Source organism: Paenibacillus humicus NBRC 102415 (assembly GCF_004000905.1).
Taxonomy (GTDB): Bacteria; Bacillota; Bacilli; order Paenibacillales; family Paenibacillaceae; genus Paenibacillus_O; species Paenibacillus_O humicus.
The window spans coordinates 84,146-96,992 of record NZ_BIMD01000002.1 but is presented as its reverse complement, the minus strand read 5'-3'; the positions used below and the strand labels follow the sequence as shown (position 1 = coordinate 96,992).

The following is a 12,847-nucleotide window of genomic DNA, read 5'->3' as shown; positions in this document are numbered from 1 at the left end:
TTCGCTCGACACTTTATAAGGCTTCTGTTCGTTCCTTCTGAATCCACTTCGCTTTTTATAAAATTTCTGTTCGCTGTTCTAAATCCCGTTCGCTTATTTATTCAATTTCTGTTCGGTTGGATAACCAAACTTCACTGTTTATGAAAAGTGGATTCGCTCTTCTAAACTAACTCAGTTATTTCTCAGGAACTCACTTCAAATACCCCGTTCTTAATCTAATCTTAAAAATCTAAGTTTCAATTAGGAAGCACGAAAAATCCTTCGTGGCGATGCATTAAAGTCCAGAATTTCCGATAAAGTTCGGTCAATACCCCTGAGGGCATAAAAATAGCGAGATCTCTGTATACGAGTCTCGCTAAACTATTGTGCTATTGAACAATTTCTTACCATATTTCAACTACACCACCAGTTTCTCAATAAACTTAAGACTACGCTTATTACAAATTGTGCCTATTCATATAAACCAGAATCTTTTCTTTCAAAACTCTCCTCATTATCGTTTTGTGCTCCGTATTCTCATCCAAAGTAACTATCTCTAAATTTTCTGGTCTGTTGTCATCAGGGTTAAGATTTCTGTGGTTAATATCATGAGTTCTTTCACTCACTCCATCTATTGCTAAATCTATAGCTTTTTGACCGAAAAACATTGCTGTAATTATTTGATGGCTTTTCAGGTACATCACATTTGTTCTCAACTCGTTCTTTGGGTATTTCACTGCATTACAATTTTTATCACTTGCGGGATGAGCATTTTGTCTCAACCAATCTCCAGAAGTATTTACGAAATTTCGACCATAATATACTAACTTTGCTACGCCTGTTTCATATTTGACTAAATAAATTCTCCCTCTAATGACTTCTAACCTACATTCTCTATTATTGTAATGAGCAGCTTCACCTGTACAACGATGAACTATATGGGAATACTCCTCGAAAGTTGAATGATAAACACCTTTAACAAGCTTCCTTTTGCTTTTACGCAAACTTGCTAGTGCAATTTGCTTATCAGTGTAATCATCTTTGATCTGAATTTCGGTGCAATCTTCATCTCCAAACGGTTCCCATTTACGCCAGTGTTTATCTATCTCCCAATCTTCTAAACCAATGACAACATCTCCAACAATTGCTCTACCTTTAATTATTTTGGGGATAGTTAGAGATTTCATATTATCGCCCTCCTAGATTATGAGCCAATTAGCGTCAAGACAATCCAACAGCATCAGCTGCCTTTTTTCTGTGAAAATCTATTCGCTCTCTTGATCGGCTCTCGTCTTAAAATTGCCAATAAGATGCCCGGTTCAACTTTTTTAAGTGAACAAGTTTAATATTTGAAACTTTCGTTAAAGCTGTTAATTTAGCTGATTTGAGTCAATGCTGTAGGACCGCCTTCAATATACATCTGTTTGCTTTTCAACATGTGATATGCAATAACTAGAATCTTACGTGAGATAGCAATACAAGCTTTCTTCTTCCCTCGTCGCGAGGCAATTTTCCAGAACTTCGTTGCCAAGACGGTGTTTCGTGAGCGAGCGATTGCCCAAGACGCTTCGCAAAGTGCCACTTTCGCATGGGGATTGCCTTTTACGCTTTTTGTACTTTTTTTTTGCCCGCACTTTCGTGGTTACCGGGCGCTACACCAGCCCAGGAGGCTAGGTGATCCGCGGTCGGAAACTGATTCATATTGACGCCGATTTCCGCAAGGAGTGCAGAGGCTGTTCGTTCGCTAACCCCTGGAATGGTCTGAAGCAGCTCGTATTCCGTGCGGTAGGGCTCCAAGTGTTCGTTAATCTCATCTTCTAAACGAGCGATGGATTTCTCTAAGTATTCGATGTGTTCCCAGCAGTCTTTAATTAACCCAATTTGATGCGGGGTTATCGTGCCGAAAAGCGAATCGGTCACTTCTGCCTTCTTGTTCTTAATCGAACCCTTGACGCTCATTTCAACATCCTCAGTATCTACGTACCCTTGTTCGATTAAGCGCTGCAACAAATTTCGTCCGGATACCCCAAATACGTCTGAGATGACACTGCTCAGCTTGACATTACCTGCTTCCAGGTACTTCTGAATACGGTTTTTCTCAGCCGTGAGGGAACCGATTCGCTTTTTCCGAAGCCGGCAAAGGTCGCGGAGTTCTCTCAAGTCCTCCGATGGCACGAAACTTGGCTCAATAAGTCCCACCCGAAGCAACTTCGCGATCCATTCGGCGTCACAAACGTCTGTCTTGCGACCAGGGACATTCTTGATGCGCTGTGCATTCGCCAGAATGATGGTGAAGTAGCCCTCCAAGATATTGTATACAGGCTTCCAGTAGATTCCTGTGCTCTCCATCGCAATGTGAGTAACCTCTTGAGCTTCCAGATATCTGAGTAATTCGAATAGATGCTTCGTCATCGTTCCAAAGGTTCGGACTTCGCTATGGGCATCGCCCTCAGCATTCGTCGTCATCACGCAGACGACAATCGTTTCTTGGTGCACGTCCATTCCGGCGCAACGTTCAAGTAACACTTCCATATACGGATTCCCTCCATAAGCAAAATGCATGACGGCGGATGAATTCGAGCTGAGCATTTTTCTGTTCGCGGTTCTCTGAATGGGCATTACAGAGCCAGCACAGGTTTGTACACAGAATCCATCCCAGGCAGTTTATTTGACGGGGTTACACCACCATAAAAAAGAACGTGTTTCACGTCATGTATTAGCAGTATGGGAACTGAGAACGCTCGTTAAACTCTTGCTATTTTCATGCTAGGTTTGCGATCGAGAGATCATGATTGTTTATTTGTAATGATATCCCCCACTAAATCCCTTAAACTGTGTTCCTCCAAGTAGATGATTACTTTTTGAATCATGTTTGGGTTGATAAATGACTTGAAACACTCTTTATCTTGCGATACAAGCGGCAGTCTGCTAAAATCGTTGAATTCTTCAATCAATCTTCCAAGATAATCAATATCTTTTGATCTGCCTGTTCTTAAAGCAATTTCTATAACTAAGCGCAACCACTTTTTCTTATGGTTATATATCTCGGTCTCCACCAGTTCAAATACAGCCTTGATTACTTCGTAATCAGTGTCTAACGATTCAAGCCACCTGTCATTATCAGAAAAATCCTTTATCTTAAAGACTGCTTCCGATACCCCGCCTTTACGACCTGCTTCAATTTCATCAACAGTCAGAATCGGAACCTCCTTGCTGCTAATAGCCATTTTTGTATTTTTCTCAACACCATATCCAAATGCGCCTACTTTTATGGGCTGATCCAAATATCCATCAACCGTTTTAACAAAACCTTCGCTTATTCCTAAACTTTCAAAGCGACTGTAATGGGCTACAGGTTTCTTCCTAGGTACAACCCTTACTCCAGCATCTCCAATCCGCTCTTCTGTCGGATTCACACTAAAAGTTATCACCTCCAACTCTCTCCTTTCCAAATTAAAACCTAAATTCAAAAACAATAATCAAATCTCGAAATGTATTAACACTAATTTGTAACTTCTTTGCTGCTTCCAGCCTGTTATATTCCTTATTCCGATATCCCTTATATACTTTAAGGAAGTTGGGAGGGTAAGGTTGCACAGGTCTGCCTTTTCGCTTCTTCTTTTCCCGAATTTGTTCCTTTTCTTTTATGAAAGTATCTATTAACGTGAGGATCTTAAGTCCTTCATCCGAAAGGACACCTGTACTGACTGAGTTCAGAAGATGTAGTTCAGTACCTATATCACGCAAAGTCGCCATTAATGAACGTAATTCGGCTACGGTATCTGCCAGTTCACTCAACCCTCGAACAACAACCTCATCACCACTGACTAACTTTTCGAGCATTACTTCAAGCGAATTGTTCAAAGTAACACCGAATTCGTTAGCCAAATCAATAAATACTTCATCTGCCTGAGCTTGCTGCTCAAATTCTTCGATTTCCTGCTTGCGTTGACAGCGGATATAGGCAAGTCGTGCCATATTTTTACCCCTCTCTTATACATTAACCATGTACTTAGTCCCTTTTCTTAAATTGAAGCTGATGCCTTGAATGACTACATACCAATCATGGTCTAGCTCAAGCCGACATGGAACTTGATCACCACAAATGTAAAGCTCAAAGCCTTCACCGCAATGCATCCAGCATTTCTTATCATTGAGAATCACATACCACCGATCTGCATCAGCATCATATTGCATAGGAATTTTGTCTGCCATGAAGTTCGCTCCTCTCGTTCCATCTTGTTCTTTTACAAACTTCAAGTTCACTGTTGCAAATTACAAGATTAAAATCACGGCTAATATCCCAATCACTGCCGCTTCAATGATCAGTGCATATCCGGCAATGTGTCGATGAGTAATCGGCACTTCTCTGTTAATACCAATCTTCACAAGTTCCAAATTCAGAAGTACAAATGGCAGAAACAAAACAATCCCCAAAACCATCAAAGCTATAAACATCTTTATCATCCTCTCGATTATTTTTACTTAAATTTACTTTTTTAGTAAATTTAAGTTATTTAACGTGTATCAATAATAGCTTCATTTAGTGATTAATTCAAGTGTTTTTTGATCTTTTTTAGGGTTAATTTTTAGAACCAAAAAGCCCGAAAACCCTTGGTACGACTGGAAAAACGAGAACCCCTACAGAGCGACAGGGCGACAACCGAGCAGGACGCGCTGAAAGCCCCTGTAAGCGACCGAAAAGGCAAAACTAAGGGAATAGACCTGCCGAGGGAGAGGGCGGCTATAAGAGCCGATTTTGACCGCCGAGCAAAAGCCGCCGCAGAAAGGAGCAGGGCGACCGATACTGGAATAGGTTTACATTCGGAGAAAATCAGGAGTTACGGAAAAACGGGATCACAGAATATCGAACTGATGTTGCTTAACTCAAAATTTCATCGACTCCTTCAACCGAACATGGAATCCCCTCGAAATCCCTTCTTCATCGTTCTTACTGACAGCTTTCGACACGAATTGCAAGAAATTCGCGTCAAATAAGGAGCGTAGTGTGTTTTAAGGCATACCTCGAGATAGTTCGAATGGTGTTCTGCTCAAAAAAGTGTGTTTATAGAAGGGTTTGCGACAACATGCTGTCAGTTGCAGCTCTCGTAATTGCAAAAATTACGCCCATTTTGTTCCTTTAGGCATAAGAAAAACACTCTCAGCACAGATTGCCTGGTCGAGAGTGTTTTCTGATCGTTACTGGTATAAGGCTGTCGTTATGCCGTTCTCAAGGATTATTGTGACAAATCAAGATAATTCAACAGAATCAGCATATTTCGAGTTCAACAGGTTGGAGGGATGGAGGAAGTTCAATCCTTCTACTCGGCATTATGTGTCCAGTCAAGAACCCAATCTGGAATCTTGATGTTACTCCAAATATACTCGGCAATCATCTTACCTATCCCTGAACTCGGGACGTGAACCGTTCCAACGAAATACCTGTAAAACCCATTCTGCTCAAGTCGCCTATAAGCATCATTTTTATAGCCACTTACAATAATCTTGTTCTTACATTCAGGTGACGTTATGTTGTCGATCATTAATTCATGATCCTCTTTAGTAAACGGATGGACATAACCGTTTGTAGCTTTTGTTTTCTTCCGATTACCCCTCTTCCCCTCAACAGCTTCCGTAGTCAGATACGGGGGATCTAACCACACAAGAAGGTCTTCCCGATGCTTATACTTATGGAACTGTTCTTTATAATCTCCACAGTAAATCTGAACATCGCCAATGATTTCATCGAAACCTACCAACTTGTCCAGACTAGAATGAATTAGTTTGGTTCCTACGTTTGCTTTGCAGAAATCCTGCCTATTTGTTGCCCTGCTATGCATGGTAACGATATACGTCAAAGCGCCTGAGATAATTTCATCGGTTTGCTCATCCAGCCTTATTTCACAAGCAGTTGTAAAGCGCTCCTCAGTATCAACATAATCCGCCAGCTTCCAAATTGAATCGATTAGTTGATCAGTCTTGTATGGGTCTTGCAAACATTTGAAAAAGGCGACAACCCCTCGATCGATCTCATTAGCCAGTTTGAACTTAATTTGGTCACAATCAAGGTGGAGGAAAAGCCGATTACCACCCATGAAATAATCGACTGCTCCTGTCAAACCATACTCTTCAATGCAATAATGGAAAATCTCAACCATTCGATCAATGATCTGCGATTTTCCGCCAAGGGTCGGGAACGGATCTGGTCTAGTTGCCATTACGCCAGTTCCCCCTTGAATAAAGATGGGTCAATACGAATCATAAAGAATTTCACTTCAACCCCTTTTGACAAGGTGCGTTCAAATGTGAATGCCTCCGACTTCTTTTTCTTTTTGCCTGAATTCGGAATCAGAACCCCAAGAGTATGCAAAGCATCAAGAATTTGATTGTACTCATTGTCATTCCTGACACTGAACAGACTCCTAAAGTCTTCGCGCAAAAACGCAATTGTCAGAACGCCTTCTTTGTCGACAGGGTACTCTACATCAAGGATTGCTCCTTCATGTTCCTCCGAATTGAAGGTGTTGCTGATCTTTGAAGGGAACTTCTCCTGGTTTTCCTGAAAGTGCCGATAAACAAGTCGATAATGCTGCAGGGCATTCAATGACCCCAAGTCAAATGGAACATACACATCGATACAGTCCATCAATTTCTGCTTCTTTTCCATGATCATTCCGTCAGCAACATCGACAAAGTGCTTAATGTAACTGCGCTTGATGAGAGCAATTGAACCAAGGCTCTTAATAACCAGATCCGTCTGCTTGATGTCTCGCAGGTCTTCGAGTAGATAATAGAACTTTTGACCGTCCAGCTTACAGGTGACTTCTACTACATTCTTTTCACGACCGGATGCTGACTGCCACCCATAAAATACATCTACGCCCCAAATGAAATCCGCTTCCTTGGCGGCACTCCCTTTGAACTCTTCAATCTTTTCATCAATGCTCTGAACCTCATTTGAAACCGACGAATCTTTCTCATTCATACCGCTTACCTCCAAGTGATTTATTTTGAATCACTTAGAAGCTGTTGACTCTTGAATCATGTGTTGAAGTTAAGTTATGTAAGCCCCTTGTCGTCCCAACTCCATACAAATGCTTGTAAATAATAGTTGTGCGAATCCCATTCAAAGGTTGGAGGGATGGCGGGGAATCAAAGGAACCTTATCCTGCTTGAAACGATTAGTAATAATCTTCTACAGGAACCCCATTAAAATCGAACTAAACAATCGAGCGTTTATAAAATAATCGTCCCATAAAAAGAAAGTGCCGATTTTCACGACACCTTCCACTAAGTTAAAATAGGTTTTCGGATAGCTTCTTGTACTTCTCTACGATCATGTAGACTTCCTGATGTGGACTGTACATCTCGACATGGAGCCGGTCGAATACTTCCCTGATTTCATAAATTGCCACTTCTACTGGCATGCTCCTTGAGGAAAAGAACTCTTCGATTTCAGCAAGCATCTGTTCAATCAGTTCCAGCACTGGCTCATCAAAATCCCAAGGCTTGGGATCACTAAAGAATCCCTCATCCTTTTTAACTGTGGGAACGACCGGAACCGCCCACTTGAATCTGGCATACAACGACAACTCGGATAATTTAGCCATAACATCACCTCATTTCAAGAATGGTAGGAAAATAAATGTATCTACTATAACTTGAAACGAAGGTGAATTGAACCCCAAAAATAAAGAAGGTGCCGATTTCTCGACACCTCCCATTAAGGTAGAGCTTTATTGAACTGTACTGAACGTGTCCATTATCGAAGTGTTACCCACTATGAAGTCAGTCGACCGTTTACCGCCAAAGTCGCCCTTGGAGCTGTCGAACACCATGCCGACATGACCAACTTTGTAGCTCAGCTTCGTATGCCCAGTGAAGCCCTTGCTGAAGAATTGATTCTTGTCGCCAGATACCTCAAGCCCTGGAATCTCCATCGGTATTTTGTCGACATACATATGGCTCGGCAATTCGAAGGTTGTTGTATAGACACGAATGACCAAGGTAGTCGTATCTTCTGCATACCATCCAGAACCAACCTTCAGATCATTCGAACCCCTTACCGCGTTACCGAGGGTCGCTACGGCTTGCTCAGTAAGCTTATCACCGTTGCCGCTCTCGAAGGAACTGAAGATGTTGTCGTTACCGAGAATATGCATCCGAGTGAGAGCGTCCTTCAATTCTTGCGGAAGGCTGTCTAAGTTTCGATTGCCATCAACCCCAACCAATTTGCCGCCGCGCACTTCCAATGTGTGTTCCTTGGTAGCCTTACTCGACTCAGTGGCTGTCAGCTTGGCAGATTGACCGCCATGCTCCTTATTGTCGATGACCAGTTTGCCATCAGCATCGAAGGTTACTTGCCATTTACCAGTAGCTTCATCCTTGGTTGCATACTCGCTCAAGTATGTTTCATTGATGGCATCCGTACTATAAGCCGAGGATGGATTCCAAGCGTTCTTAAGTGCGGAAGAACCGATGTCCAGAGCAAAGGTCTTCAACTCCAATTCGCCCGTCACTTCAAAGTTCGTGGTTATCGCTGACCCCTTATAGATGACCTGCTTACCTCCAGCGTTCAGATTCTTCGCTAGGGCTTTGGCATTTGCATCGGTTGCTGTACTTGCGCCAACTACTTCTGGCTTGACCTCAACATTAACGAATTGAGCCAGATTGTAGCTCACAGGGCGAATTTCTCTCAGTTTGTCACCCGCGGCGAAGGCTACACTTGTGTTTCCTGACGCATCATCATAGGCGTATAGAACCTCTGGATTCACTTTTAAGGTTTCTTTGCCTTGTTTGGCTTGCCAGAACATTCCGTTGGTTGAATCCGAAGCATCAGCAATCGCTTTTGGAGCCGAGCTATCTTTAGGAATGTAACGGTTAAAGCGAATGCTCGTTTCATAGTCTGCCGTCAGATACGACGGCGTTGCCGACCCCGACCAAGTGTATGGAACAAAATAACCACCATACTGCGTTGAAACCCAATTGTATCTCGTCTCGCTGTATGTGTAGGAGGAATAAGGGCTTTTTACCCCAAACTTAAAATCATGTGACTTCGATACAACTGGATTATTCTCGACTGATCCTGCACTTGCTGAAGCGATCCTTCCATCGAACAAACTGAAATTGTTCAGCCATGAAGCCAACTTGATATTGGCTACAGAATTGTTATCTCGAACAACTAACAGATCGCCAGCTAGATTGAACGATGCAGAAGGATTGTATACCGAGATGTTCTTGGTTGGTGTATCATTAAACAGTTTGGCTCGGCTTAATGCCCAAGGTGTATTACTCAAGTCTGGATCAACTAAGCTGAACAATGTGTTTCCAGAAGGACTGAGTTTAGGGTTCGTGAACGTGCTGATCGGTAAAGACAAATTGAACTTTGCTTTGTTGATGCCTTTATCTGAGATGTTATCCCAATACTTCGAAAGTCTCCACTGAGGAACATCATAGTTCGAAGCGATTGGCTCAATTGAGTCCTCATTAGCTTTCACGTACAAAGTAAGTTGAGCATTGGAGTAAGCATCCGAACCTTCATATTTGTTCTCGACTGTAGAAGAAGCTAAAGAAGTCGTTCCGCCTAAATACTTATGCAGATCAAGTGGAAGCGGAGTATCCCACCCAAGCTCAATTTCCCAAAGGTCTGATCCAGACGTTGGAATGGAAATTGTCCCTTCTTCTCCAGTTGCTCCTTTCGTAAGATGACGCTTATTGAGATTTTCTTTGTCCTTCATATCAATAAGTTCAAATTTGGCTCTTTCGTCTGGAAGAATGTCGTAGGTCTTGCCGTTATGCCCTACAGACATACCCCCTGCGATGAATACATCGCTTGCTGACTTCAAATCACCCAAATACTTCTGGCTTTCTTCTGACCAACCATTGACCGGAACCGTGAATGATTCTTTTGTCGGGTTACCGTTTTTGTCGACTACCGTTACGTTCAGCTCAGCCGTGATTGCAGGCTTTTTCGCCGCTTCTCCGTCTCCGTAACCCCAAGGCTGATAACCCCAACCTCCGAATCCATTGACCGAAGCGTCCGATGACATCGGGATTGCCGAACTTACTGGCTTCAACGTTCTGGCATAGAAGTCTCGGGCATACGTTCTGAACGTATTCGGGAGGTTGCCGTTCTCCTTGTAGGGAGATTGGGAACCTTGCTCGGCAGAGGTAGCTCCACCTTTCGAGACAGCTTCAAATTCTCGATTTGCTGTTAACCCCTGCAGAACGGAATCGGTCGGACGAGCCTTTTGTCTTGTCCAGAGATACCAGTCCGTTGCATCGTGCATCGAGATAAAGGCATAGTCACGATCATATGCACTACGACTATCCTTGACCGAGATACCGATAACTGTTTGGGCGAAGAAGATCAGTTCATTCTTGTTGAACTTGTCACGCATCATTTGTTCGAAAGTGATGTAGTCCTCGCCTTTCAAGATTCCTTTTGACTTGATCAAGTCCAGATACCCCGAGAACATCAGACTGCCAATAACTTGGGCATCGAACTGCTCTCCTGCATCTTGGCTACCGTGACGGAGAATGTAGGCTTCGATCATCCCTTTCAAGGAATCACCAATCACCTTCACGTTACCTTCACCGGAAAGAGTACGGTTCGAATCGCTCGGAGCGATATTGTACAGCGTATCGGCAATGATTTGCTCGAAGTAGTTGATGTTGCTCGATTTGGCTATGGCTTTGTCGGCGTAATCCAAAGTACGCTTCATCAACTCGGCATGGCTCTGACCTTTAGGGCTGGCTGGATAGAGTGGGTTGTTTCCGTAAAGAGTCGATACTCCAGTTCCTCGCTCAAAGGTGATTAAGCCTGAGCCAGCTTTACGGAATAAGTTGTCCGAAGTCTTGCTTGGAGCCATGTAGAACAACAGGTCTTCATAATTGAACTTGAACGGATCTTCGAGATCAGCCTTCTTCGAGTCGGGATTCAGAACCCCCTTACCATCCGATTTTACCTTGTTCGGGATAAAACCAAACTGCAATACGGCGATCCGCTCGGAGGTTTGGAACGTACCTGCCGCTGTTGACGAATTAGCACCGCCCGATGCAGGTGGAGTACCTCCCACGTTTGCATCCGATGAAGCTGCATGAACCCCTGAAGGAGCAAAAAGCGGAGCTACCAATGCGACCGCCAGCATAATACTCAATGCCGAAATCTTAGGTGAGGAATTTTTATGTTTTCTGTTGTAGAGAACAAAACATCCTGCCGCTACACTCAATGACAAGATAAAACCAATTACTAAATAGATAATGTCATCCCCTGTATGGGGTGTGCTTGCCGAACCGCCGAAAACGACTCCTGCGCCTAATACGATTCTGGTGACAGGTGAGTTAGCGTCGATGGCTACTGTCTCCACTTTACCTGTATCGTTATCCTTGATCATGAACGATTCTCCCGGCGTTACCGCGAATGAGATAGAATTAGTGCCTTTGTATTGCTTGTCAGCAACCTTCTCAACGTTGATGACAGAAAAGTTGAATGGTTTGCCGTCCTTACTAATTTCGAGGAGATGCTTCGGCTTAACGATGCCCCCGATGCCCCCTTTACCATCACTCAGGGTAATAAGGGCATCGGAATTGAGCTTGACCTCCGCATACTTGGCTGTGACCGATGCCTTGTATTTTCCGTCTGCGATGCCTTCGATCTCAGTGGTGTCCAGATTCGCAGTGAAAGTGCTCGATACCCCATTCGGATCGGAAAGAGCAATATCGAATTCTGACCAAGCTTTACTCAAGTCCGTATTGGCATCGGTTGTGAAGTTTACCTTCAAGCTGCCACTTGTTGCCTCATTTTCAAATACGATTGGGAAAGTCAGGACGCCCTTCTGCGTGTTGGCTATAACGGTTGAAGGAAGCTCGATTTCGGCTTTACCGTTCGAACCGTCTTTGACGATCTTGCCTTCCGATGAAACGAGGAATTTCCAAGTTAGCTTGTTGCTGTCGAGCCAAACCATACCGTTGTTATCAGACTTGGCGGTTAGGGTTCCCTTGCCCTCCAATAGCTTGATATTGACTGGTAGCTGCTTCAAGGGTGTGCCTGATTCAGATTGGAGCTGCAGTCCAATCTTTTTCCCGTTGGTCTTAAGCGAAGCCTCGATGGGGCTAAGCTTCGTAGCGGTCAGGTCTTGGAAAACCTTCTCGTCATTTACCCCTTCATAATAAACGAATGGCTCTATGCCGAATTTGAAGTGGGTGTTTACCTTCACGCTGTATCCATTGATATTGATCTCATCGATGATACCGTCAGCACTTCTTAGGATTAGAGCGAACTGGTCGCCAAGCTTGTAGCCTGGGTGATTGAAAATCAGGCTGTACTTACCGTTACTGAAGTTCTGGCTGTTGCCTACCGCGCTGCTAATTAATTTGTCTTCGGCTACATTCCATAGTTCCAACTTGAACTCGGGGATGAAGGAACCTTGATCTGACTCGTAATAAACTACAACATGCAGACCGTCTGTTACTGTTCGGGCTGTGTTGTCGGAAGAGACTGTATTTGTGGTCTCTTCGGGTTGTGCGGTCTCATTGGGTTGAGTAGTCTGACTGGTTAAATCATTGGGTTCATCTTCGGTCGAGATGGCTTCATTGACTGAATCGCCCCCTTCGGGCTGTGTGCCTCCTTCTGCTTCAATTTCGCTCTGGACAACTTCGTTAGGCTCAACTTCACTCGCAAAGGCTGAAGCTGTGAATAACGAAAGAAGCAGGGCGAGGACTAACATGCTGGAAACTATCCTTCTCATCCTTCATTTCCTCCCTTTTGCTGTTCTTGTTTTGCTTAACTGTTTTGGATGACAGTCTTTTGCTTGTATCTATAAGTTAGATGTCCCACCAACTCTTGAAATTGGGCTTAGGTCTTGAA

At 43.6% G+C, this 12,847-nt stretch carries 9 protein-coding genes and 1 pseudogene; all 10 read right to left on the bottom strand.

Annotated features, from left to right (window positions below; all coding sequences use genetic code 11):
- Positions 1-437 precede the first annotated feature (437 nt).
- The 10 genes and pseudogenes from PHU01S_RS02335 to PHU01S_RS02290 all read right to left on the bottom strand — a co-directional run bounded on the left by PHU01S_RS02335 (position 438) and on the right by PHU01S_RS02290 (position 12,728).
- Positions 438-1,166, bottom strand: coding sequence for an HNH endonuclease family protein (locus tag PHU01S_RS02335; protein WP_127505886.1), 729 nt, complete (start codon positions 1,164-1,166; stop codon positions 438-440).
- A gap of 188 nt (positions 1,167-1,354) precedes the next feature.
- Positions 1,355-2,511, bottom strand: a pseudogene (locus PHU01S_RS02330) (IS110 family RNA-guided transposase).
- A 254-nt stretch (positions 2,512-2,765) separates the two neighbouring features.
- Entirely contained in the window at positions 2,766-3,410 is a 645-nt protein-coding gene (locus PHU01S_RS02325; RefSeq protein WP_127505884.1) for a hypothetical protein, read from the bottom strand.
- Between the two features lie 22 nt (positions 3,411-3,432).
- Complete coding sequence (locus PHU01S_RS02320) at positions 3,433-3,957, bottom strand: recombinase family protein (protein WP_127505882.1); 525 nt, start codon at positions 3,955-3,957, stop codon at positions 3,433-3,435.
- A 15-nt stretch (positions 3,958-3,972) separates the two neighbouring features.
- Positions 3,973-4,194, bottom strand: a complete 222-nt coding sequence (locus PHU01S_RS02315; RefSeq protein WP_120463237.1) for a DUF5348 domain-containing protein — start codon at positions 4,192-4,194, stop codon at positions 3,973-3,975.
- Between the two features lie 60 nt (positions 4,195-4,254).
- Positions 4,255-4,437, bottom strand: a complete 183-nt coding sequence (locus tag PHU01S_RS02310) for a hypothetical protein (RefSeq protein ID WP_120463238.1) — start codon at positions 4,435-4,437, stop codon at positions 4,255-4,257.
- Between the two features lie 863 nt (positions 4,438-5,300).
- Positions 5,301-6,197, bottom strand: a complete 897-nt coding sequence (locus PHU01S_RS02305; RefSeq protein ID WP_120463239.1) for a DNA adenine methylase — start codon at positions 6,195-6,197, stop codon at positions 5,301-5,303.
- A complete protein-coding gene (locus PHU01S_RS02300) occupies positions 6,197-6,964 on the bottom strand; it encodes a hypothetical protein (protein ID WP_127505880.1) in 768 nt (255 codons plus the stop codon). The genes PHU01S_RS02305 and PHU01S_RS02300 overlap by 1 nt, the downstream gene beginning before the upstream one ends.
- A gap of 310 nt (positions 6,965-7,274) precedes the next feature.
- Entirely contained in the window at positions 7,275-7,589 is a 315-nt protein-coding gene (locus tag PHU01S_RS02295) for a hypothetical protein (protein ID WP_127505878.1), read from the bottom strand.
- Between the two features lie 126 nt (positions 7,590-7,715).
- A complete protein-coding gene (locus tag PHU01S_RS02290; RefSeq protein ID WP_127505876.1) occupies positions 7,716-12,728 on the bottom strand; it encodes a hypothetical protein in 5,013 nt (1,670 codons plus the stop codon).
- Between the last annotated feature and the right edge of the window lie 119 nt (positions 12,729-12,847).